Source organism: Neisseria sp. P0013.S005 (genome assembly GCF_051958425.1).
Lineage (GTDB): Bacteria > Pseudomonadota > Gammaproteobacteria > Burkholderiales > Neisseriaceae > Neisseria > Neisseria subflava.
Genome location: NZ_JBQCVL010000003.1, coordinates 176905 through 199736 on the forward strand (window position 1 = coordinate 176905; position 22832 = coordinate 199736).

The following is a 22832-nucleotide window of genomic DNA, read 5'->3' on the forward strand; positions in this document are numbered from 1 at the left end:
TTTTAAAGTCCGTGTTCTGGTTCGGAAAATGTCTCTGTTTTGGCTTTTTTCGGTATTAGGTTGTTTAATTTAGAGTTAATTGCTTGGTAATCGTCGCTATAAAAAAATTCTCCGATGTATATGGTTTTCCCATGATAAACAAATGACCATGCACCTTGTTTACTATTTGGTTGTCGTAAGGGACTGGAGATGGTGGATGTATTCCTTCTCTGACTCAAATAGTTACGCAGTGTGATTTTAGTGTTTTTAGTATTTGCATAGTTCTCATGTGGCTGCCATTGCGATATTTCTACGAGTGAAAATTTTTTACCTTTTCCCAATCCAAACAGCGCGAATTGGTGTGAAAGTATTCCATTTTGAACATGGATATGTTCTTGTCCAAAAAGTTGCCACAGTAAGTCATAAATACATTGGCAAGAAAGTAGGCCTAAAAATATGAGGAGTATGATATTAAATGTTGATTCAAAGTTTAAATTTGGAATGTTTGCCAATATCAATAGTACGATTACAAGATCTCTGCAAGTTAATAGAAGTTTGAGTCTGTTGCGTATAATTTTTGCTGACAAGGTAATTTTGCTAGGTGTTTGTTCAATTTTATAACGCGAAGATGCCATCAATAGCCTCCTATTTTTTCAGCCTGATACGCTTTTTGCAGCGGTGTAATTTGTGCCAAGCGGGCATGATCGACTTGTTCGGCAATTAAATGGGCTTTGCCTTGTGCGCGGCACTCGGCGGCAATTTTGCCTGCATCTACTTGGTTGGAGGCCTCAAGTAAGGCCAGCCAGTGTTCGCGTTGCGGATAGGGGGTATCTTCAAGATTCAGACGGCCTTGTTTGTCGGCCACGCAGACGTTTAAGGCCGTCTGAAAACGTTCGGGGCGGCGGAATGCGTCGGTTTTTTTCAAAACATTCAAAATGGTTTTGCTTTTGAACTGCCCGACTTGATGGAGCATGATGTGCCAGCGACAGACAAGTTCGGCAAGCTCGGCGCAGTGTTTGGGCGCACGCAGGCGTTGATTGACTTCGCGGACGGGCTCGACGCCGTTGACGTCGTGTCCGTAGTGTTTCGGCAGGATATCGGCCGGTGTTTTTGCCTTGCCCAAGTCGTGCAATAAGGCGGCATAGCGTTCGGCTAAAGTCAAATTCATCTCGGCAGTACGTTGTAAAACCATCAGCGTATGAATGCCAGTGTCGATTTCGGGATGATAGTCGGCGCGTTGCGGTACGCCGAAAAGGGCATCAAGCTCGGGCAGCAAAACTTTGAGTGCGCCGCATTCGCGCAAAACTTCAATCATTCGGCGCGGATTTTTCTCCATCAGGCCTTTGGCCAGCTCTTGCCAGACGCGTTCGGCAACCAAGGCATCTACTTCGCCGTTTTCTACCATTTTCCGCATCAACGACATGGTTTCATCGGCAATTTGAAAACCATAGCGCGCGGCAAAACGGGCAATACGCAAAATCCGCACGGGGTCTTCGGCAAAGGCAGGCGAAACATGGCGCAGGATGCCGGTTGCCAAATCTTGTTGTCCGCCAAAAGGATCGATGATTGTGCCGTCTGAATCTTGAGCCATGGCATTAATGGTCAGGTCGCGGCGCATCAGGTCTTGTTCCAGCGTAACGTCTTTATCGGTATGAAAGCTAAATCCGGCATAACCTTTGGCGGTTTTGCGCTCGGTACGGGCAAGGGCGTATTCTTCGTGGCTGTCTGGATGGAGAAAGACGGGAAAATCCTTGCCAACAGGTTGATAGCCTTGAGCCAGCATGGTTTGCGCATCTGCACCGACGACTACCCAATCGCGGTCTTTGACGGGCAGGCCTAACAGATGGTCGCGGACGGCTCCGCCGACAAGATAGGTTTTGATGGTTTGTGTATTCATATAAAAATCAAACGATATAAAAAGGCCGTCTGAAAAGCCGTATTGGGTTTTCAGACGGCCTGAGTCAGAACGCTATTATGACGCTTTAGGCTTGTTGCCGTCGATGATTTTCAAACCGGCGGACACCAAGCTGCCGATGTCGGCAACGTTGGCAGGCATAATCAGCGTGTTGCTTTCTTTAGCCAAATTGCTGAAGGCGGCAACGTATTGCTCGGCAACTTTCAGGTTAACAGCTTCGGAACCGCCCTCGGAGCGGACAGCCTCGGCGATTTTGCGGATGGCGTCGGCGTTGGCTTCGGCAACCAGGCGCAGGGCTTCGGCTTCACCTTGTGCGCGGTTGATACGAGCGATTTTTTCACCGTTTGACGCGTTGATGGCGGCTTGCGCTTCACCTTCGGATTGTTGGATTTCTGCTTCGCGCTGACCGCTGGCGAGGTTGATCTGCTCGATTTTACGGCCTTCGGATTCGGCAATACGCGCGCGTTTTTCACGTTCGGCGGTAATTTGCGCCTGCATTGAGCGGAGGATTTCTTGCGGCGGAACCAAGTCTTTGATTTCGTAACGCAATACTTTCACGCCCCATGCACCTGCCGCTTCGTCCAAAGCAGCAACAACAATGCTGTTGATTTCGTCACGCTCTTCAAAGGTTTTATCCAATTCCATACGGCCGATGACAGAGCGCAAAGTTGTCTGCGCAAGCTGGGTAATCGCCATGATGTAGTTGCTGGAACCATATGAAGCGAGTTTAGGATCGGTAACTTGGAAGTAGATGATGCCGTCCACAGTCAGCTGAGTGTTGTCGCGGGTAATGCAGACTTGGCTGGGAACATCCAAAGGAACTTCTTTCAGCGAATGACGATAGGCGACGCGGTCGATAAATGGGATAAGGATGTTCAGACCTGCAGTCAGTGCTTTGTGAAAACGGCCTAATCGTTCGACCACATAAACTTCCTGTTGCGGTACAACGATAAAGGATTTGAAACCAAAAACAACAACGACGATGAGTATGAGGACGGGGAGACTGAGCAGAAATTCCATAATGTTTCCTTATGATGATGGTTGGGAGAGTGTGCGGATAATCAGAAGATTGCCGTTTTTGGCGGTAATGACTGCGCTTGAGGCCGTCTGAAAAGTATCTTGAGGCCGTTCGGCTTGTGCCTGCCAATGTGTGCCGCGGTAGGCGACTTCGTAAATATTGTCATGCAGATGGCGTAGGATGCGGACGTTTTGCCCAATATCCAAATCATCGTTAAGCACTTGGGGAGCCAACTGATTTTTCAGACGGCCGTGTACCAGCCAGATACCGAGTGCACTGATGATGGCGGCAGTCAAAACGGCGGCAGAAAAGTGTCCGCTTAATCCGTACATGATTCCGGCGGCGACCAGCGCTACGCTGACTACCAAAAGATAAACCGTTCCGATAAATAATTCGACAATCAGAACAACGGCGGCGGCAACAAACCATATCGTCATGCGGCATATCCTTTTAATAATCTTTTGATAATCCTTATCATAATGGCAACAGCTTGAAATGAAAAGGCTAAGGTTGAAATTTATTTCAGTTATAATAAGTCCGTTCAAATACGGAGCGGCAAATAATGCAGACTTGGCACGAGGCAATTGGTGCAGAAAAAGAAAAGGCGTATTTTCAAACGATTTTGGAGAAGGTTCGCCATGAAAGGCAGGCGGGGATAACTGTTTATCCGCCTGAGCGCGATGTATTCAATGCCTTTCGGACGACTGAATTCGGAAATGTAAAAGTAGTGATATTGGGGCAAGACCCGTATCACGGCGTGGGGCAGGCGCATGGTTTGGCGTTTTCCGTCCAGCCTGAAATTGCGGTGCCGCCGTCACTGGTCAATATTTATAAAGAGCTGGCGACGGATATTGAGGGCTTTCAGATTCCGCAACACGGCTATTTGCAGTATTGGGCAGAACAGGGCGTATTGCTGTTGAACACGGTATTGACTGTCCGTGCCGGTGCGGCGCATTCTCATGCGACCTTTGGCTGGGAGGCGTTTACCGATGAAGTTATCCGACAATTGGATAAGGAACGCGAGCATTTGGTCTTTATGCTGTGGGGCAGCTATGCGCAGAAGAAAGGCGCGTTTATCGACCGCAAACGTCACTTGGTGCTGACCGCACCGCATCCTTCCCCCTTGTCGGCCTATCGTGGCTTTTTCGGCTGCAAACATTTTTCGCAGGCAAATGCTTATTTGCAGGCACATGGTTTAGAGCCGATTGATTGGCAGGTTTAAATAAGATGAAAGGCCGTCTGAAAGCAGATTTTCAGACGGCCTTATGATTTAGTCTCAAATCGAATATTCAATCAGTTCGTTTTGAGAAAAGACATAAACCTGTTTTGGAATCAGCTTCAATTCTTTGCCTTCGACGATTTGGTAACGCGCGGCATCGCTGCCTGCCAGCGTGATATGCACGTCTTGTTTGTCGTGTTTTACCAAAATATGCGTCAATGCGCCGACGGCGTGGATTTTTTCGATTTTGGCACGAATCATCGGGGTTTCGTGTTCCGCTGCAAGTTGCCATTCGTGCGGGCGGATGTAGCCGGTGGCGGTTTGTTCCTGCCATTTGTAGTGTGCATCCAATTTCCACGCGAAGCCGTTGTAGTGCCAGATGCCTTTTTCGATACGTCCTTCAAATGCGTCGGTTTCGCCGAGAAATTCGGTAACGAAGGCGTTTTCTGGTTTGCGGTAAATGGCTTCGGCGCTGCCGGTTTGTTCGATTTTGCCGTGGTTCATGACGACGATTTCGTCAGAAACTTCGAGGGCTTCTTCTTGGTCGTGTGTGACCAAAATGCTGGTTACGCCCAAGTTGTGATGGATGTCGCGCAACCAAGTGCGTAATTCTTTGCGCACTTTGGCATCCAGCGCGCCGAAGGGTTCGTCCAAAAGCAGGAGTTTGGGTTCGACGGCGAGGGCGCGGGCGAGGGCGATGCGTTGGCGTTGCCCGCCGGAGAGCTGGTGCGGATAGGATTTGGCGAGGTGGGATAGCTGCACGAGTTTCAGCAATTCTTCGACTTTGGCGCGGATTTGTTCTTTGGACGGGCGTTCGGACTTGGGCAATACGGTCAAACCGAAGGCGACGTTGTCAAACACGTTCATGTGGCGGAAAAGGGCGTAGTGTTGGAACACGAAGCCGACTTTGCGCTCGCGCACATGCTTGGCGGTAACGTCTTGGCCGTCAAAGAGAATTTGGCCGCCGTCGGCGTTTTCCAATCCGGCGATAATGCGCAGGAGCGTGGTTTTGCCGCAGCCGGAAGGGCCGAGCAGGGAAACGAGTTTGCCGGTGGGGACGTTGAGGTTGATGTTTTTCAGCGCGTGGAAACTGCCGAAGTGTTTGTTTAAATTTTGAATGGTGATGCTCATGCTGCGTTCCTTTCGGCGGCGGCGAGTTTTTTATCTTGTAATTTTGTGATGATGTTTTGCACCAGCAAGGTGGCCAAGGCTAAAAGTGCCAATACGCCGGAGAGGGAGAATGCGCCGGTGAAGTTGTATTCGTTGTAGAAAATTTCGACCAAAAGCGGGATGGTGTTGGTTTCGCCGCGGATGTGTCCCGATACTACGCTGACCGCACCGAACTCGCCCATTGCGCGGGCGTTGGTGAGAATGATGCCATAGAGCAGCGCCCATTTGATGTTAGGTAGGGTAACGCGCCAAAACATCTGCCAGCCGCTTGCGCCGAGTATCAAGGCGGCCTGTTCTTCGCTGTCGCCCTGCGCCTGCATTAAAGGAATAATTTCGCGTGCGACAAAGGGAAAGGTAACGAACAGCGTTGCCAAAATAATGCCTGGGATGGCGAAGATAATCTGTATGCCTTGCGCTTCCAGCCAGCCGCCCAATGCCGTGTGCGCGCCGAACAATAAGACGAACATTAAACCGGCCACCACGGGCGATACGGAAAACGGCAAATCGAGCAGGGTGGTCAGCAACTGCTTGCCGCGAAAGTCAAAACGGGTCAGCAGCCACGCCATCGCCACGCCCAATACGGCATTGACGGGAACGACAATCAGCGCGGTAATCAGCGTCAATTTGATGGCAGACCAAGCTTCGGGATCGGTCAAGGATTGCAGGTATAAATCCCAACCGCCTTTTAAGGCCTCGTAGAATACGGCAACCAAAGGCACGACCAGCATCAGCAGCAGGAACCCCAGCGCGACGGCGGTCAGCAGCACACGCAGCCAGCGCGGTTCGGTCAGGTTTGGATTGGTAGAATGGGTTTTCATGTTAGTGAAGCCTCTATTTATTCTTGTATCCGGTTATGCCGTCTGAAAAATGTTTGCTTGATGTTTCAGACGGCCTGTTGTTTGTTAAACCTTCGCTCCGGCGCGGCGGCTCAAAGTCCATTGCATGATGTTTAAAATCAGCAGGATGACAAACGAAATCATCAGCATAAACAGAGCAACGGCTGATGCACCCTGAGCATCGTATTGCTCCAGTTTGCCGGTAATAATCAAGGGCAGGATTTCAGACACCATCGGAATATTGCCCGCGATAAAAATGACCGAGCCGTATTCGCCAGTAGAGCGGGCAAACATCATGCCTGCGCCGGTCAACAGGGCCGGTGTGATTTCAGGCAAGAGGACACGGCGGAACGTAGTCCAACGGCTTGCGCCCAAAGTTGCCGCCGCTTCTTCATATTCGCCCGACAACTCTTCCAATACCGGCTGCACGGCCCGGACGATAAAGGGCATGCTGACGACAATCAGTGCAATCCAAATGCCGATGGGCGTAAAGGCGATTTTGATGCCCAAAGGCTCGAAAAAACGGCCTATCCAACCATTGGGCGCATACAGGGTTGCCAACGCAATGCCTGTTACCGCCGTCGGCAGCGCAAACGGCAAATCGACCAAAGCGTTTACCAACCCTTTGCCCGGAAATTCATAGCGCACCAATACCCAAGCGACCAACGTGCCGAATACGGTATTGGTCAACATCGCATAAAACGACATCCGCAAACTCAGCCAGACGGCCGCCAAGACATTGGGTTCGATAATCGTGTTCCAAAATCCGCTCCAGCCGATTTCCGCCGCTTTGGCCGCCATCATTGCAAACGGCAAAACCACCAAAAGCGACAGGCACAAAACCGTCAAACCCAGGCTGAGTTTGAAACCCGGCAATACAGAAGGCGTTTTGAGTAACAACATAATGGCAATCGTCAGAATTTAATACACGCTTACTTTAACAAGGCCGTCTGAAAACTGGAAAGAATGCTTTGTTTGGTATAAAGACGATTTTGTTATATTGAAAAGATGAAAAGGCCGTCTGAACATCAAATTTCAGACGGCCTTGCTGGTGTGGTAAGGATTAATAGGCAACAGGATCTTGAGATGCAGGCTGGTGTTGCGCCGCATCATAGTTTTCCTGAGCCGAGCGGACGGCTTTTTCCAAACCGTTGATCCGATCGAGATAGCGGGCATAGTTGCGTTCATTGCCATAACGCACTTTTTTGCCTTCTTCCAAATTTTTCTTGGCGGTATCTAAAGCACGCTTGGCCGCGCCGACATCAGCCGGATTGACCGGGGCGACAGTTTCTTCCGCCTGCTCGGTTTTGCTTGGGGAAATCGGTGTTGTCGCTGTTGAAACAGGCGCAGAAGTATATACGGACGGTTTGCCGATATTGCTGGCTTTGCAGTTTTTGCCGCCGGCTTGGGTATAAACTTTGCGGCCGGCAGAATCGGTACATTCAAAAATGGGCGCGGCGGCAACCACGGTTGTCAAAGTGAGCAGTAATGTGCTGATCCAGATTTTGTTCATTTTTTATTTTTCCTTAAAACCATTTCCACCAAACAAACAAAGCCACAATCATGATGATGTTGGCGAAGAGGATGGGTTTCCACTGTCTGGGTGCACGTCGTAATTCAGTGCCAGAGCGCGTGCGGCGGATATAGAAAAACGGGCTGAGCAGCATGGAGGCGGCACATACCAAAATAATCACGGCGTAATAGATTTTGTGCGTTTCCATATAGATTCTCCGTTTCAGACGGCCTGAAATGCTGACTACAACGCGTTTTTGCGTGAAGCACTGCCTGTTTTCATCTTGCATCGGGTATTGGACACATTTGCCATGGCCTCAATCCTGAGGTCTTTGCAAAAATATGCTACAATCGCGTCCGATTATAACATTCTATTTATAAAGGTTTTACGAATAATGATTTCTACCAACGGCATCACCATGCAGTTCGGCGCAAAGCCGCTGTTTGAAAACGTATCCGTCAAGTTCGGCGAAGGCAACCGCTACGGCTTGATCGGCGCGAACGGTTCGGGCAAATCCACCTTCATGAAAATCCTCGGCGGCGATTTGGAACAGACTGCCGGCGAAGTAGCGATTGAAAACGGCGTGCGTTTGGGTAAATTGCGCCAAGACCAGTTTGCCTACGAAGACATGCGCGTGCTGGACGTGGTGATGATGGGTCACACTGAAATGTGGGCGGCAATGACCGAGCGTGATGCGATTTACGCCAATCCCGAAGCCACCGAAGACGACTACATGAAAGCCGCCGAACTGGAAGCCAAGTTCGCCGAATACGACGGCTACACCGCCGAAGCGCGCGCCGCCGAATTATTGAGCGGCGTGGGCATTTCCGAAGATTTGCACAATGCCACCATGGCGGAAGTCGCCCCGGGCTTCAAGCTGCGCGTATTGCTGGCGCAAGCCCTGTTCTCCAAACCTGATGTGTTGTTGCTTGACGAGCCGACCAACAACTTGGACATCAACACCATCCGCTGGCTGGAGGGGGTGTTAAACCAATACGACTCCACCATGATTATCATCTCGCACGACCGTCACTTCTTGAACGAAGTCTGCACCCATATGGCGGATTTGGACTACAACACCATCACCATCTATCCGGGCAACTACGACGACTACATGCTCGCCTCCGCCCAATCGCGCGAACGCGCTCTGAAAGACAACGCCAAGGCAAAAGAAAAACTGCAAGAGCTACAAGAGTTCGTCGCCCGCTTCTCCGCCAACAAATCCAAAGCCCGTCAGGCAACCAGCCGTCTGAAACAGGCAGACAAAATCAAAGCCGAGATGGTCGAAGTCAAACCTTCCACCCGCCAAAACCCGTATATCCGCTTTGAAGCCGATGAAAAAGCCAAGCTGCACCGTCAGGCAGTAGAAGTCGAAAACTTGGCCAAACGCTTTGAAACCCAGTTGTTCAAAAACCTGAGCTTCATTCTCGAAGCTGGTCAGCGCCTCGCCATCATCGGCCCGAACGGCGCGGGTAAATCTACCTTGCTGAAACTCTTGGCCGGCGCATACAACCCCGAATATTCAGACGGCCTGCTGCCGGACGAAGGCACCATCAAATGGGCGGAAAAAGCCAGTGTCGGCTACTATCCGCAAGACCATGAAAACGACTTCGACGTCGATATGGACCTGAGCGAATGGATGCGCCAATGGGGTCAGGAAGGCGATGACGAACAAGTCATCCGCGGCACTTTGGGCCGCTTGCTCTTCGGCAGCAACGATGTCGTGAAAAAAGTGAAGGTTCTCTCCGGTGGCGAAAAAGGCCGTATGCTCTACGGCAAACTCCTGCTGCTGAAACCCAATGTGCTGATTATGGACGAACCCACCAACCACATGGACATGGAAAGCATCGAATCGCTGAATATGGCACTGGAAAAATACAACGGCACGTTGATTTTCGTGTCGCACGACCGCCAGTTTGTCTCCTCGCTCGCCACACAGATTATCGAGCTGGATGGCAAGGGCGGATATGAACACTACTTGGGCGATTACGAAAGCTATCTGGAGAAAAAGGCTTAGTTTAAGCCCATACTGATAACCTATTAAGGTATTGAAATGCCGTCTGAAAACCGTTGTGTTTTCAGACGACATTTTTTTGAAGCGTTTCATATTGGCAATCACTGAAACTGCTAAGATTAAAATGGATAAATTTCTTGTTAGGAATTTTTATTAAAGCCATAAAACAGATATACAAAAGGCCGTCTGAAAATTTCAGACGGCCTTTATTTATGTTTTGATAGAAAGAGGATTAACTGAATAAACTTTTAAACCACAACACAATCGCGTCCCACATACGGCGCAACCAGCTGCCTTCTTCTACGCCGGTCAGGGCGACGACGTCTTTTTCGGCAATGATTTTACCGTCTTTCATGACTTTCAGCTTGCCCAATACTTGGCCTTTTTCAATCGGAGCGAGGACGGGCTGAAGCGTTTCTAAGATTGGTTTGACGTTTTTGCCGGTATCGTGGGGAATAGTAATGTAAACATCGTCCAAGAAGCCGATATCTACGGCTTTGGTGCTGCCTTTGTAAACTTTGACTTGGGAAATCACTTCTCCGCCGTTGTATAGTTTAGGCGTATCAAATGCCTGCAATGACCAGTTGAGCAGTTTGCTGCTTTCGCTGGCGCGCGCTTCGGTGGATTCGGCACCGGCAAGAATGGAAACAATACGGCGGTTGTTGCGTTTGCTGGAAGCGGCGAGATGGTAGCCTGCGCCTTCGCTATAGCCGGTTTTCAAACCGTCGATACTGCTGTCGCGATAGAGTAGGAGATTGCGGTTGGGCTGCTCGATATTATTGTATTTGAAAGATTTGTTTGCAAATAAAGGATAATATTTCGGATAGTCATTGATGAGCGCGGCAGCCAAGATGGCAAGGTCGCCAACGGTTGAAACATGGCCGTTAGAAGAAATACCGGTCGGGTTGTTGAAGTGGGTGTGCTTCATGCCCAAGCGTTTGGCTTCTTCGTTCATTTGTTTGACGAATTCATCGATAGAGCCGTTGCCAAGGGCTTCAGCAAGGGTAATGGCGGCATCGTTGGCCGATTGGATGGTTGTACCCTTAATCAAGGAGCTGACGCTGACAGGAACTTTGGGATCGAGGAACATGCGCGAACCTTCGACTTTCCATGCAGCATTGGAAACAGTCAGCATTTGGCCTGCCTCAAGCGTACCGTTTTCCAGTGCTTTAAAGGCAAGGTAAGCAGTCATCATTTGCGTCAACGCGGCAGGCTCGATAGGCGTGTCGGCATTGTTGGATGCCAAGGTTTGCTTGCTGTGCAAGTCGGTAACGATATAGGCAGTTGCCGCAATTTCCGGCGGCGTTGTCGGGCTGTTGATGCTGTGCAGCAGCGGCTGCGTTTGAGCCTCGTTTTGTACGGCAGGTGCGGATACAACCGGATCGGCAGCAAGGGCAGGAGTACTAATAAGAGTAGCAAAAATTAAGCTAAGTAGCGTTTTTTTCATCATTATTTGTGGATTTGAATATGAGTGGACACTGTTATGAGGCAAACAGTTTGGCATATTAAATAGATATTAAGCGGACATTATACCGTCTCATTTAGGCTTTGCTAAGATTTTTCTTGCCTTCAGACGGCCTCAGGGGTATGGTTTTAACTTTTTCCTCCGGTCGATTTGGCCGAATTGCAATTTATTTCCGAACACTAAAATACCATGAACCATTCCCTTCCTCTTTCTGATTATCTAACCCGTATTTTGACCGCTTCAGTTTATGATGTGGCCGTAGAAACGCCTTTGGATTTGGCGCGCAGTTTGTCAGGCCGTCTGAACAATCAGGTTTTGCTCAAACGTGAAGATTTGCAGCCGGTGTTTTCGTTCAAAATTCGCGGCGCGTACAACAAAATGGCGAAGCTGCCAAAAGAAGCCTTGGATTGTGGCGTGATTGCAGCAAGCGCGGGCAACCATGCGCAGGGTGTGGCTTTATCGGCTCAATATTTGGGTTGCCGCGCCGTCATCGTGATGCCGGAAACTACGCCGAAAATCAAAATTGATGCAGTAAAGAGCCGTGGCGGTGAAGTGGTATTGAAAGGTGTGTCTTACAACGATGCCTATGATTATGCGATGGAGTTGGCAGAAAAGGAAAAACTGACCTATATCGCGCCGTTTGATGATCCTGATGTGATTGCGGGTCAGGGAACCATCGGCATGGAAATCCTCCGTCAACACCGCAATATCAATGCGATTTTTGTGCCGATTGGCGGCGGCGGTTTGGCGGCTGGCGTGGCGGCATTTATTAAACAGGTTTGCCCTGAAATTAAAGTCATTGGCGTGCAAACCGATGATTCTTGCTGTATGAAGCAATCGGTTGAGGCAGGGGAAATCGTACATTTGAAAGATGTCGGCCTGTTTTCAGACGGCACGGCGGTCAAGGTTGTCGGTGATGAAACCTTCCGCCTGTGTAAAGAGCTGCTGGACGAGATTATTACGGTCAATACGGATATGTTGTGCGGCGCGATTAAAGATATTTTTGACGATACGCGCAGCATTACCGAGCCTGCGGGCGCATTGGCCCTTGCCGGCCTGAAGGCTTACGTTGCGAAAAACAATATCCAAGGTCAAAATTTGGTTGCCGTCACCAGCGGTGCCAACATGAACTTCCACCGTCTGCGCCATGTTTCAGAACGCAGTGAGCTGGGCGAGGGCAACGAAGGTATTTTTGCCGTTACCATTCCTGAAGAAAAAGGCAGCTTCCTTAAATTTATCAATGTCTTGGGCAGTCGGAATATTACCGAGTTCAACTATCGCTACGGCAATGACAACAATGCTCATATTTTTGTCGGCCTGCAAACTGCCGGTGCGCAAGACTTGGCCGTCATCAGCAAACAACTGGCTGACGCAGGCTTGCCGAATGTTGACCTGACCAATGACGAAATCGCCAAAATCCATATCCGTTATATGGTCGGGGGGCGGACGGAAAAAGTTTCCAGCGAACGCTTGGTCAGCTTTGAATTTCCGGAACGCCCCGGCGCATTGTCCCGTTTCTTGAACCATATGCGCGCCGAATGGAATATCACTTTGTTCCATTATCGCAATCATGGTGCGGACTACGGCCGTATTTTGGTCGGTATCGATGTACCTGAAAGCGACAATGAAGCCTTTACCGACTTTTTGGAGAGCTTGGGTTATGTTTATAAAGAAGAAACCGATAATCCGGCTTATAAACTTTTCTTGGCTTAATCAGTAAGATAAAAGGCCGTCTGAAATTTTTCAGACGGCCTTGTGTTTTATGTTTGGCTTTATTTCTTACGGAACACCAAGTCCCAAACGCCATGACCCAATCGTTTGCCTCGGGCTTCAAATTTGGTTTCAGGGCGATAATCAGGTGTAGGGGCGTAATCGGCAGCCGTGTTTTGCAAAGCGTCGAAACTGCTCAAAACCTCCAGCATTTGCACGGCGTATTCTTCCCAGTCGGTCGCCATATGGACATAGCCGCCGCTTTTGAGTTTGGGCAGCAGCTTTTCAACAAACGGCACTTGTACCAAGCGGCGTTTATTGTGGCGTTTTTTGTGCCAAGGGTCAGGGAAGAAAATATGAATGCCGTCTAAAGAACCGTCTTCCAGCATCTTTTCCACTACTTCCACCGCATCATGACGCATCACACGGATATTGGAAATGTGTTCTTCCTCAATCAGCTTCAAAATATTACCGACACCTGGGCCGTGAACATCAATCGCTAAAAAGTCGGTATCGGGCAGACGTTTGGCGATTTCCACTGTCGCAACACCCATACCGAAACCGATTTCCAATACTTTAGGATTGTCCCGTCCAAAAGCGCGGTTCAAATCCAAAGGAGCATCTTGAAAGTCCACACCAAATTGCGGCCACATCGTATCAATGGCGCGCTGTTGGGCCGCGGTCATATGGCCTTGGCGTAAGACGAAACTGCGGATGCTGCGTTTGTGTTCTTCCGGAACGGTATTTTCGGGTGTATTTTCTGGAATGTTTTCGGACATGTTGTTTTAAATCAGTGAAAAATCAAATAAAAAGGCCGTCTGAAAGAATCAGACAACCCTGCATATAAATCGGCGTGATTATAGCGAATAAACGCTTTTCCTGAAACCTTTTAAAAAGAAGGTTTCAGACGGCCTTTTTAAGACAATACCGGTTGCGGTACTTTGTGTTGCACCGCATAAACCGCAGCTTGGACGCGGCTGCTTAGGTTTAACTTGCGCAACAGGTTTTGCACATGCACTTTGACGGTTGACTCTGCCAAGTTCAAATGGCGGGCAATGATTTTGTTGCTGTGTCCGGCAGCAAGATAGCCCAAGATTTCCATCTCGCGCGGGGTCAGTTGCTCCAGTAGATGGTCGGAGCGGGAAGGAGAGGGAGAAATCAGCGATTGCACCAAGCGGCTGGTCATTTCTGGAGAAAAGACGTTGTCGCCATCGACAGCTTTGCGGATGCTTTCCAACAGGAAGTCGGCATTGATGTTTTTCAGCAAAAAGCCTTTTGCACCCATACGCATACATTCGGTCAAATCATCGCTGTCTTCGGAAACAGTCAGCATGATGACGGTCAGCTGCGGATTGATACTTAAAATTTGAGCCAATGCTTCGCGGCCGTTCATAACCGGCATATCCAAGTCCAGCAAGACCACATCAGGCTTGAGCTGCTCAACCATTTTTACGCCGGCTAGGCCGTCTGAAGCTTCGCCGATGACTTCAAAATCAGGCTGGCGCGAAAGCAAGGCCTTGATACCGCTGCGAAATAGGGTGTGGTCGTCAATAAGGGTAATTTTAATCGTCATGATGCTGTTCTCATTTGTTGCGGCAAAGTCAGCATAACCGCCGTACCTTGCCCAATCTGCGATGTAATGGCCAATTCTGCGTTAATCCGTTGGGCCCGTTCTTGCATAATGCCCAAGCCGACATGTTCGCCTGAAGGCCGGTTTGATAGGTGTTCTTTATTAAAGCCTGCGCCGTCGTCACGAATGGTCATGACAAAATCGCCGTGGTTGGCAATTTCGACGCTGACATGTTGCGCACGCGCGTGCTTCCGGATATTTGATAGGCTTTCCTGCAGGATGAAGATGATCTGCAAATGCTCATCATAATTCAAAGCTTGCCCGTCGTCCTGCCATTTTAAATCAACTGGAATACCGGTTTGTCGTTCAAAACGCGCCAGCAGCGATTCTACCGCTTCAGGAAAATCTTTATTACTGATTTTGGTCCGGAAATTCATCAAAAGTTCGCGTACGTCTTCGTAGCATTCCTGCACGCCGTCTTTGATGAAGCCGATATTTTCTTCGGCCTGCTCGCGTTGGTCTGAGGCAAACGCGCTTTCCAGCATTTGTACCTGCAAATTCAAAAAGGTCAAAGCTTGCGCGATGCTGTCATGCAAACCTTGCGCAATCAAGTTACGCTCCTGCAAGACTGCAAGCAGGCGGCGCTCTTGTTCCATGCGGTTGTTGGCGATGGAGATGCCCAGTTGTCCGCTTAAAGTATGCAGCAGTTTTTCGTCTTGCTCATCAGGCATATGGCCGTCTGAAAAATATAGGGTCAGTACGCCGAGCTGTTCGTCTTGATAAACGATCGGAAATTCTACACGATTTCCTTCTTCGGTTTCACCGACACTTGCCGCCAAATCAGAACGTTTCCGCTCCTCATCGGAAAGATATACCGTACCGCCCAAAGCTGAAAACGCCGGTAGAATTTGAGTTAAAAATTCTTCTGCCGCCTGTTGCGGCGTAAAGGTTTGGTGCAGATTACGCGTGGTTTGGTAGAGCAGGGTCAAATCACGGTTTTGCCGCGCTAAGTCTTGGGTTTGTTTGGCAACTTGTCCTTCCAAGTCTGTATAAAGCGTATGCAGACGGCGGCTCATTTGGTTAAAGCCCTTGCTTACTTGAGCAAACTCACGGATCTGGTCTGTCTCGATTTGAACGCCGAAATGCCCTTTGCTGATGGTCTCTACACCATCACGCAGTTTTTCCAAGGGTCGGATAATCCATGAATAATGCCAAACAATCATCAAGCCTGCAGCCACAAAGATCATCAGCATCATGGCCATTTGAAAGCGGCGAAGCCACAAGGTATTTTGCTCGTTGGCATTTTCCATCGCCTGTAAAAACAGCTCGATATTGCCGGCAAAACGGTATAGGCCGATTTGGGTCGGACGCTCGTAATGCTGCAAAGACGGCTTGATGTTAGATTCCCAATCAATCAACAGCATCGATTGAATCAAGTCGTAAGCCAGAGGCATTTGAGACGGAATCAGCGGATGAATAGCATCGCTTTGCGTCACATTGGCCAGCGTACGCTCAAATTCTTTGATTTGGTTGTCAATTTGCGCATTGGGTGTACGGACGCTTGCCATATAAGCCAAACGATACACCTGCATTTTCAAACTGCCCGCATCTTCAATCGTTTTGGCTGCGCTTTCCAAACGCCAAGAAAGCAGCAGGGTAAAGACAATCGACAAAAACGCCGAACTGACCCATAAAAAAGTCAGCAGTTTTAAACGCGAAGACAGGCTCAGGCCGTCTGAAGATCCGGAGAATAATCGCATAAAGCACGCAGGGAACTAATCCGATAATCTTATAAAAATATCATTCTTTTGGTCTATAAACAACCTGTCTAAAATAATTGTATGGTTATGATAAGAAAAAACAGGGGTTTAATGTAAAATCATGTTATGATAAAATTCATCTCAAGTGAATTAAATCATAAAAATAAGGTTTCAGACAGCCTGAAATCTTGAAACTTATCCAATAAACACAACATCTTGAACCATACTCCATACTCTGCTTCGCAAAGGACTACCAAAATGAAAATTTTCGCACTGATATTGGCCGGCGGGCAGGGAAGCCGGATGGGAGGTGTCGATAAGGGGTTGGTGCAATGGCACAACAAAGCCTTGATAGATCATGTTATCGAAAAAATCCGCCCCCAAGTCAGCCATATCGCCATCAGTGCCAACCGTAATCTCGAATCTTACGCCCAACGTAGCGCACACGTTTTCTCGGACGCGCGCCAATGGCAGCATTACGGCCCTTTAGCTGCTTTGTGTACCGCCGCCAATGATTTGCAAATTGCCACTGCCGATTGGCTGCTTATCGTATCCTGCGATATGCCGCGTTTGCCGGAGAACTTGGTTTCCCAGTTTGAAACCATCGCGCGGCGCACGCCATTGTGCAATGCGTTTTATGTGGAGACCCCTGCCAGACCGCATTACAGCGTGATGTTTATCCGGCCGCAAATCCTGCAAAGCACCGTGCCATACCTTTATTCAGGAATGCGCAGCATCCGCGGCTGGCTGCAGCAACAGCGTGCAAGGGTTGTCCATTTTCCTCATGAACAGGATTTTATCAGCTACAACACGGAAAACGATTTGGCCCAGCCTTTGTAGTTGGATAGATAGAAGCAATAAGTCTCTGATGAACTGAATTGTTTTGCAATTAAAGTATTTTATTAAAACTTTAGGCCGTCTGAAAAACAGACGGCCTTTGTTTTATCATTTTAAAGATAAATGAATTATAGGCAACCAGCAAAGTTTTCTGCTGCCAATGGTTCCCTGCCTAGTAAAGCTGCAAAATTAGAATAGTCGGCGCATGAGCCTTGCTTGAGTAGGGCAAAGCTGTCGCGGCTGATAATGTCGTTGCTGAGGATATTTACCAATGGTAGCGCAGGGTTAATCAGACGCAGGGGAACGGGTAGGATACGTTGCGGCGGTTTATGGTGCAGGGTTTGGCGGATGGTGGTCAGGTATTTCGCCAAAGTCAGCGTTTGGCTGCCGGTCATATTGATGATGCTATGGTTATTGCCAGTTAGAACGGCAAGTTTCGCCAAACCTTCGGCAACATCGGCAAGGTGTACGGGCTGCAAATGAAAGTGTCCGCCTTCCGGCAGAGGAAGCAAAGGGAGGCAGGCTAATTTGATGAACAGTTCGCAGCTGGTTCCTCCACGTCCGTAAACGACGGATGGTCTGGCTATGGCAGTCGGCATACCGCTTTGGACGACGGCATCATCTCCACGTCCTTTACTGCCGACAAAGTTGATGGATTGAGATGGGTCGGCACCCAGTGCGGATAGTTGCACCCAGCGTTTGATGCCTGCTGCTTTTGCCCATGCGGCAAGCTGTTTGGGCGTGTGGTGGTGTACGGTTTCGAGTATTTCGGCATGACGGCTCATAATTCCAATGCAGTTGATGAGGACGTCTTGTCCTTCCAATAAACGGCGTGCGGCTGTTTCATTTGGATGAAGAAAGTCGAAGGCGCGGCGGTCGGGCGTGCAAACTTGGTAACCTTGTTCTTTGAGGATTTGAACGGTACGGCTGCCGATGAAGCCGCTGCCTCCGAAAATGATGATGTTCATATGTTTTTCTTTATATTGTTGCTGAGGCCGTCTGAAAACCTTTAAATCGGTTTCATCACCATCAGGAAGTAAATCACAATAGTGGCGCAAAAGGCGGGATAGCCCAGCAACTCCCAGCGTCTGGCGTAACGCCAATAGGGTTCCGGAATGGTGTCTGCGTTTTCTTTGTGCGCTTTTTCGGCAATCTTTGCCATGCGGATTTGTAGCCAAACAACGGGTAGCCAGCAAATACCCGAGAGAACGTATAAGCCAAGCGTCATCCATACCCAATTTTGTTCCAGCATAGTGGCAATAGTGTAGCCGCGTTCATACAGCATCCATAAGCCGGATAAGGGTTGGAAAATGACGGCGGGGGTCGTAAACCACCAATCGGCTTTGATAACCCAATGCGAGACGACCGACTGCGCGGCAACCGAACCGCTACGGTTTGTCCAAAAGAGGTAAAATGCTGTACCAAAACCGGTGCCGACCATTAAGGTAGCCGAGATGATGTGCAGGGTTTTAACGATTAAATAGGTGTTCATTTTTTATCTCCTACGGATTGATACAGGAAAAACAAAGTAGCCATAATCGGCAGGTTTTTTAACAAAGGCGAAAATGGATGCGCCCACATCTCGGGCAATCTAAAGGCAATAATCAGGCTGTATGCCGCGACGGTTATCAATTGCAGCAGCCATATTTCGGAACGGGAGCGCAAGCGGCTGAAGCATAAAAAGGCAAAACCGATATCCAATAGTGAAGCGACAATTAATGTCGGCCATTGCAACGGATCGGGAATGCCGACCGAGTGCAGCAAATCCAATGACATTCCAGGAATGAAAAACAGAGGTTGGGTACCGCTCCAGAGCCATAGCAGCCCCATCGAGTAAGGCAGGTAGGCGGGGAGGGTGTGCGTAGAGTTGTCAGACATGCTGGTTTCCTATTTTGTTTTAGTGTTTAAATATACATACTGTCTGTAATTTCTATAATTTCTGTTAAAAGAGAAATTATAGGATAAAAAATTTTAGATAGGCTTTTGGATTATTTCTTTAGGAGGGAAATCCATATCCAGTGATTCAAAATCTACAAAGGAACATTAAGCTTCAGATAAACATGCCCATACAAGGCTGCCATGAGCATGTTTCCATATCCTAAAATAATATTGCCTGTGTTTATTGCTCACAAGTCCATTGCCATCAACGGAAAAATTTTTGTATTCCTGCGCCAATTTTCAAAATTTTCACCATGGTTGAAGTGGAAAGCTTCAGCATTTCATTTGCCCACACGGTCAGCGTACTAATGAAATCATGGGTTTGTTGGATTCTCTGCTTGGCAGTTTCATTTTCCTGGCTAAATTCAGGGCTGTCGATCAGGCTTTGCAAAAATTGCCGCGTCGGTTCGATTTCACGCTGCATACGCACTTCTGCAATGGTGCGGAACAAAGTCCAGACATCATCCGAAGTTTCAAAATGATCGCGCCTGTCGCCCAAGATATGCACAGTATGCACCAGTCTCAGGTTTTGCAGCTCTTTGATACTGTTGCTGACATTGGAGCGCGCTACGCCGAGCGTTTCGGTAATTTCTTCGGCGTTCATCGGTCTGCCTAAGATGTAGAGCAGGGCATGGATTTGCGCAACGGTACGGTTTACGCCCCATTTGGTACCCATTTCGCCCCAATGGAGGATAAATTTTTCAGTGGTCGGATTCAGTTTCATAGTGATGATATTCTATTCCATTTTTTATTTCTGTCAATACAGAAATAAAAAAATTTTTTGCCGTTTGAAGTAAAGTGTTCAGACGGCCTTTTGAATGAACTCTTCTAAATGCATCAATACTATATCTAACATTACCAGTCATGATTTCTTATCAGTAAAAGATGTTGTTCATAAACCGGTATTTTTTGAATAAGAATTTATCCGTATAATCTGCCGTATCCGATAACGAGGAGTAAATTATGAAAAAAATGCCTGTATTGTTTGTTGGGCATGGCAGCCCGATGAATGCGTTAGATAAAGAAAACCCGTTCAATCAGAATTTCAGCCTAATTACGCAAAAGTTTGCCAAACCAAAAGCCATTTTGATGATTTCCGCACATTGGTACAGCAGCCGTTTACAGGTGACCTCAGGTGAACATCCTGAAATGATTTACGATTTCTACGGCTTCCCCGATGAACTCAGCCAAGTGCAATATCCCGCGCCGGGCTCGCCAGAGTTGGCGGAGCAGGTACGGTCATTATTATAGCCGGAAAATGTCGAATTAAACCCAACGCGTGGCTTTGATCACGGCGCATGGACGGTGTTGAAATATCTCTATCCCGATGCCGATATTCCCGTGGTGCAACTTAGCCTTAACCGTTTGCAATCGGCAGAATGGCATTTCAACTTGGCGAAAAAGTTGGCTGCTTTGCGAGAACAAGGCGTGCTGATTATCGGCAGTGGCAATATTGTGCATAATCTAAGAGCGATAAGTTGGGAACATATTGATCAAATCGGTGCAGGGTATGATTGGGCGTTTGCTTTCCGTGAAACGGTCAATCAGGCGATTGCGACGCAGGATGATGAAACCTTGGTGCATTATCAGCAGTTAGGCGAAAAGGCTGAACTTTCCGTGCCAACTCCGGATCATTACTTACCCTTGCTGTATATCATGGCATTACGCGAACCGGATGATCCTATTACGTTTTTCAACGATAATTTGATTGCGGGATCGCTCAGTATGACGTCGGTTTTGGTGGGGTAAAAAGGGAAGAATCAGAACAAAACAAACCATTCTTTATTTGTCCGGCTCACTTTGCAGATCGTACTCAATTTTTTCAGACGGCATTTTATGTTCATATAAAAGCCGTAACTTATATAGGCAAAGATGAGATTAAGCCTATAAGCTTTGGATGTAAATAATTTAGCAAAAAAGGGTGTTAGGTTTGAAGGTAGTTTGCAAAATCTCTTTGTAAGAGAAAAGGCCGTCTGAATATCAGACGGCCCTTGATAAGTATTAAATTATTTGATGATTGAATCAATAAAATCATCAAAACCAGAACGATCCTGAGCAGGGCATTTTTTTAGGAAATTGCGCCGTGCGGTAATCGTATCATGTCCATGTTTATGCTTGATAGAGTGGAACTTTTTCAAAGCAGATTGACATTCAGACGGCTGAGATGCCGGATTGACCAAGCACATAAGCGCCTCGCAAGCCAAACGCTCATCCCCGCCCATTTGCGGAGGATTGAGGGGATTGGCAGCCATAGAGGTAGCTGAAGAAAAGCCCATCGCCAAGACAGTAATTGTTGAAATGAATTTCATAATTTACTCTGTTATTGAATGGAATTAGTAAAGGTAGATATCTGAAATTTCAGATAGCCTCTGTCTATTAAAATTTAGGCAATGAACAACCTTCGTTGGCAACGATAGAACATTGAGAGCTTCCAGATGCGTGACATTTTCTCAAGGCAGATGGCTCGGCATCACCAGGGAAACGTTCCGTTCCATAGAAGGTTTTTACTTTCTTGCCCAATTTACCTTGTGCAACGGCGATACAACTGTTACGTACCCAAACACCTATCTTACATGGTTTATTTCTACCCCCTTGTTCGCAGGTTTTAATGGCTTCTCTTTCTGCTTCCTCACGAGAATTCATATCAAGTGCGCCACCTGCAATACCAGTTTTAGGATTAAATGCCCAAGCACCGTATTTTGAAGGGACTTTGATATTGATAATTTCAGTAGTTCGTTTTTGTTGGCGTTGGCTAGATGAACCACAATTAGGGTTATATCCATATTGACATAGGCTAGGGTCATTTTGCAATGCGCCTCTGGTTGCATCATAAGTGGGGTTAGCAATACAAATATTTAGGCTCGTCAGACCTAACAATATAAAAAGCAGCTTTTTCATCTAAGCATCCAATCTTTTTAGTTCAAATATCTTAGTTTTTAAATGTAGAAATACCAGATTGGTGTATTTCCGCTACTAGGTTAACTTTGGTGTTTCATGGCATCAGTAGTTGTTCCCTCTGATTGAGAACCTCCAGTTGTCCATTTTGTATATTGAACATTATTTGGCATTTTATCAATAGAATTATTAGAGGGATTCTGCACATCATAATTAACTCGTTGACTTGCCCCTCCATCAAAATGCGGCGGAACTTCTTGGCGATTTCCATTGCCAATGACTGAGTAGGCGCTGAAACCAGCCATCATGCCATTAAACTAGGCACCTGCCATAGGCGGTACGGTAATCAATAGGGTAGAGAGCATCAGACCCAAGCCCAGCTGTTGGGTAACGGTCTGCATAATACCGCCGACGTTTCCACCGATCAGTGCCGAAGCAATATTGGATACTGCATCGGTAATGGCGATATTGCCTACTAGATCCATAGAGATTTCCGCCATGACGCCAAGCATCACGCTGGAAAAGATGGTTGCCAGTCCATAGTATAGCCATTTCTGAAAGAGCGGGGCGGTCTTTTTGAGCAGAAGGCATAAAATAAAGATGGGCGAGAAACCGATTATTTACAAAAGGCCGTCTGAATAACAGACGGCCTTTTGTAAGTAAAAATTATTTGATGATTGAATCAATAAAATCATCAAAACCAGAACGATCCTGAGCAGGGCATTTTTTTAGGAAATTGCGCCGTGCGGTAATCGTATCATGTCCATGTTTATGCTTGATAGAGTGAAACTTTTTCAAAGCAGATTGACATTCAGACGGCTGAGATGCCGGATTGACCAAGCACATAAGCGCCTCGCAAGCCAAACGCTCGTCTCCACCCATTTGCGGAGGATTAAGAGGATTGGCAGCCATAGCGGCAATTGAGGAGAAGCCCATTACCAAGACAGTAATTGTTGAAATGAATTTCATAATTTACTCTGTTATTTAATGGTG

26 protein-coding genes and 1 pseudogene are annotated in these 22832 nt (G+C 47.9%); 5 read left to right on the plus strand and 22 right to left on the minus strand.

The window, feature by feature from the left end; all coding sequences use genetic code 11:
• Positions 1-2: 2 nt before the first annotated feature.
• From ACTHTA_RS04855 to ACTHTA_RS04870, 4 genes are all read right to left on the minus strand, one after another.
• Positions 3-614 carry a hypothetical protein gene (locus ACTHTA_RS04855; RefSeq protein ID WP_308887587.1) on the minus strand — a complete coding sequence of 204 codons (612 nt, stop codon included), beginning with the start codon at positions 612-614 and terminating at the stop codon, positions 3-5.
• On the minus strand, positions 614-1876 hold the full coding sequence (locus ACTHTA_RS04860) for a multifunctional CCA addition/repair protein (protein ID WP_308887586.1): 1263 nt from the start codon (positions 1874-1876) through the stop codon (positions 614-616). The genes ACTHTA_RS04855 and ACTHTA_RS04860 overlap by 1 nt, the downstream gene beginning before the upstream one ends.
• A gap of 75 nt (positions 1877-1951) precedes the next feature.
• Positions 1952-2914 (minus strand): SPFH domain-containing protein, encoded by a 963-nt coding sequence (locus ACTHTA_RS04865; protein ID WP_070712929.1) that lies wholly within the window; start codon positions 2912-2914, stop codon positions 1952-1954.
• A gap of 9 nt (positions 2915-2923) precedes the next feature.
• Positions 2924-3349, minus strand: coding sequence for an NfeD family protein (locus ACTHTA_RS04870; RefSeq protein WP_003683491.1), 426 nt, complete (start codon positions 3347-3349; stop codon positions 2924-2926).
• A 125-nt stretch (positions 3350-3474) separates the two neighbouring features.
• Here ACTHTA_RS04870 and ung point away from each other — a divergent pair, with 125 nt between their 5' ends.
• Positions 3475-4134 carry a uracil-DNA glycosylase gene (gene ung, locus ACTHTA_RS04875; protein ID WP_308887585.1) on the plus strand — a complete coding sequence of 220 codons (660 nt, stop codon included), beginning with the start codon at positions 3475-3477 and terminating at the stop codon, positions 4132-4134.
• A 54-nt stretch (positions 4135-4188) separates the two neighbouring features.
• On the opposite strand, the gene ACTHTA_RS04880 is transcribed toward ung, so the two are convergent.
• The 5 genes from ACTHTA_RS04880 to ACTHTA_RS04900 form a co-directional block, all read right to left on the minus strand.
• Complete coding sequence (locus tag ACTHTA_RS04880; RefSeq protein ID WP_308887584.1) at positions 4189-5262, minus strand: sulfate/molybdate ABC transporter ATP-binding protein; 1074 nt, start codon at positions 5260-5262, stop codon at positions 4189-4191.
• Complete coding sequence (gene cysW, locus ACTHTA_RS04885; RefSeq protein ID WP_308887583.1) at positions 5259-6119, minus strand: sulfate ABC transporter permease subunit CysW; 861 nt, start codon at positions 6117-6119, stop codon at positions 5259-5261. The genes ACTHTA_RS04880 and cysW overlap by 4 nt, the downstream gene beginning before the upstream one ends.
• A gap of 84 nt (positions 6120-6203) precedes the next feature.
• Entirely contained in the window at positions 6204-7040 is an 837-nt protein-coding gene (cysT, locus tag ACTHTA_RS04890; protein WP_308887582.1) for a sulfate ABC transporter permease subunit CysT, read from the minus strand.
• Between the two features lie 160 nt (positions 7041-7200).
• Positions 7201-7650 (minus strand): DUF4124 domain-containing protein, encoded by a 450-nt coding sequence (locus ACTHTA_RS04895; protein ID WP_250600550.1) that lies wholly within the window; start codon positions 7648-7650, stop codon positions 7201-7203.
• A gap of 13 nt (positions 7651-7663) precedes the next feature.
• Positions 7664-7858 (minus strand): hypothetical protein, encoded by a 195-nt coding sequence (locus ACTHTA_RS04900; protein WP_308887581.1) that lies wholly within the window; start codon positions 7856-7858, stop codon positions 7664-7666.
• A 186-nt stretch (positions 7859-8044) separates the two neighbouring features.
• Between ACTHTA_RS04900 and ACTHTA_RS04905 the strand changes: the two genes are divergently transcribed.
• Positions 8045-9667 carry an ABC-F family ATPase gene (locus tag ACTHTA_RS04905; RefSeq protein WP_440364079.1) on the plus strand — a complete coding sequence of 541 codons (1623 nt, stop codon included), beginning with the start codon at positions 8045-8047 and terminating at the stop codon, positions 9665-9667.
• Positions 9668-9896: 229 nt separating this feature from the next.
• Here the strand turns inward: ACTHTA_RS04905 and ACTHTA_RS04910 are convergent, their stop codons facing one another.
• Positions 9897-11114 (minus strand): D-alanyl-D-alanine carboxypeptidase family protein, encoded by a 1218-nt coding sequence (locus ACTHTA_RS04910; RefSeq protein ID WP_308887579.1) that lies wholly within the window; start codon positions 11112-11114, stop codon positions 9897-9899.
• A 204-nt stretch (positions 11115-11318) separates the two neighbouring features.
• Between ACTHTA_RS04910 and ilvA the strand changes: the two genes are divergently transcribed.
• A complete protein-coding gene (gene ilvA / locus ACTHTA_RS04915; protein WP_313971365.1) occupies positions 11319-12842 on the plus strand; it encodes a threonine ammonia-lyase, biosynthetic in 1524 nt (507 codons plus the stop codon).
• A 59-nt stretch (positions 12843-12901) separates the two neighbouring features.
• Here the strand turns inward: ilvA and trmB are convergent, their stop codons facing one another.
• From trmB to ACTHTA_RS04930, 3 genes are all read right to left on the minus strand, one after another.
• Positions 12902-13618, minus strand: coding sequence for a tRNA (guanosine(46)-N7)-methyltransferase TrmB (gene trmB / locus ACTHTA_RS04920; protein ID WP_003683649.1), 717 nt, complete (start codon positions 13616-13618; stop codon positions 12902-12904).
• Between the two features lie 137 nt (positions 13619-13755).
• A complete protein-coding gene (locus tag ACTHTA_RS04925; RefSeq protein WP_049333503.1) occupies positions 13756-14412 on the minus strand; it encodes a response regulator in 657 nt (218 codons plus the stop codon).
• Positions 14409-16169: a histidine kinase gene (locus tag ACTHTA_RS04930; protein WP_440364078.1), complete on the minus strand. Its 1761-nt coding sequence runs from the start codon at positions 16167-16169 to the stop codon at positions 14409-14411. The genes ACTHTA_RS04925 and ACTHTA_RS04930 overlap by 4 nt, the downstream gene beginning before the upstream one ends.
• A 258-nt stretch (positions 16170-16427) precedes the next feature.
• Between ACTHTA_RS04930 and mobA the strand changes: the two genes are divergently transcribed.
• On the plus strand, positions 16428-17009 hold the full coding sequence (mobA, locus tag ACTHTA_RS04935) for a molybdenum cofactor guanylyltransferase MobA (protein ID WP_049328535.1): 582 nt from the start codon (positions 16428-16430) through the stop codon (positions 17007-17009).
• 125 nt (positions 17010-17134) lie between these two features.
• Here mobA and ACTHTA_RS04940 read toward each other — a convergent pair whose 3' ends face one another.
• The 4 genes from ACTHTA_RS04940 to ACTHTA_RS04955 all read right to left on the minus strand — a co-directional run bounded on the left by ACTHTA_RS04940 (position 17135) and on the right by ACTHTA_RS04955 (position 19668).
• Positions 17135-17974, minus strand: coding sequence for an NAD-dependent epimerase/dehydratase family protein (locus ACTHTA_RS04940; RefSeq protein WP_440364077.1), 840 nt, complete (start codon positions 17972-17974; stop codon positions 17135-17137).
• A 41-nt stretch (positions 17975-18015) separates the two neighbouring features.
• Positions 18016-18498, minus strand: a complete 483-nt coding sequence (locus tag ACTHTA_RS04945) for a DUF2269 family protein (protein WP_308887574.1) — start codon at positions 18496-18498, stop codon at positions 18016-18018.
• Complete coding sequence (locus ACTHTA_RS04950) at positions 18495-18884, minus strand: DoxX-like family protein (protein ID WP_308887573.1); 390 nt, start codon at positions 18882-18884, stop codon at positions 18495-18497. The genes ACTHTA_RS04945 and ACTHTA_RS04950 overlap by 4 nt, the downstream gene beginning before the upstream one ends.
• A gap of 265 nt (positions 18885-19149) precedes the next feature.
• Positions 19150-19668: a GbsR/MarR family transcriptional regulator gene (locus ACTHTA_RS04955; RefSeq protein WP_063068990.1), complete on the minus strand. Its 519-nt coding sequence runs from the start codon at positions 19666-19668 to the stop codon at positions 19150-19152.
• Positions 19669-19907: 239 nt separating this feature from the next.
• On the opposite strand from ACTHTA_RS04955, the pseudogene ygiD reads away from it, so the two are divergent.
• Positions 19908-20693 (plus strand): annotated as a pseudogene (gene ygiD, locus ACTHTA_RS04960) (4,5-DOPA dioxygenase extradiol).
• Positions 20694-20950: 257 nt separating this feature from the next.
• Here the strand turns inward: ygiD and ACTHTA_RS04965 are convergent.
• The 5 genes from ACTHTA_RS04965 to ACTHTA_RS04985 form a co-directional block, all read right to left on the minus strand.
• Positions 20951-21253: a TrbM/KikA/MpfK family conjugal transfer protein gene (locus ACTHTA_RS04965; protein WP_308887571.1), complete on the minus strand. Its 303-nt coding sequence runs from the start codon at positions 21251-21253 to the stop codon at positions 20951-20953.
• Positions 21254-21320: 67 nt separating this feature from the next.
• The gene (locus ACTHTA_RS04970) at positions 21321-21842 is read right to left on the minus strand and encodes a DUF4189 domain-containing protein (protein WP_308887568.1); all 522 of its coding nucleotides are present in this window, start codon (positions 21840-21842) and stop codon (positions 21321-21323) included.
• 80 nt (positions 21843-21922) lie between these two features.
• On the minus strand, positions 21923-22147 hold the full coding sequence (locus ACTHTA_RS04975) for a hypothetical protein (protein ID WP_440364076.1): 225 nt from the start codon (positions 22145-22147) through the stop codon (positions 21923-21925).
• Positions 22148-22156: 9 nt separating this feature from the next.
• Positions 22157-22459, minus strand: a complete 303-nt coding sequence (locus ACTHTA_RS04980; protein ID WP_440375721.1) for a type IV secretion system protein — start codon at positions 22457-22459, stop codon at positions 22157-22159.
• Between the two features lie 46 nt (positions 22460-22505).
• Positions 22506-22808: a TrbM/KikA/MpfK family conjugal transfer protein gene (locus tag ACTHTA_RS04985; RefSeq protein ID WP_308887566.1), complete on the minus strand. Its 303-nt coding sequence runs from the start codon at positions 22806-22808 to the stop codon at positions 22506-22508.
• Between the last annotated feature and the right edge of the window lie 24 nt (positions 22809-22832).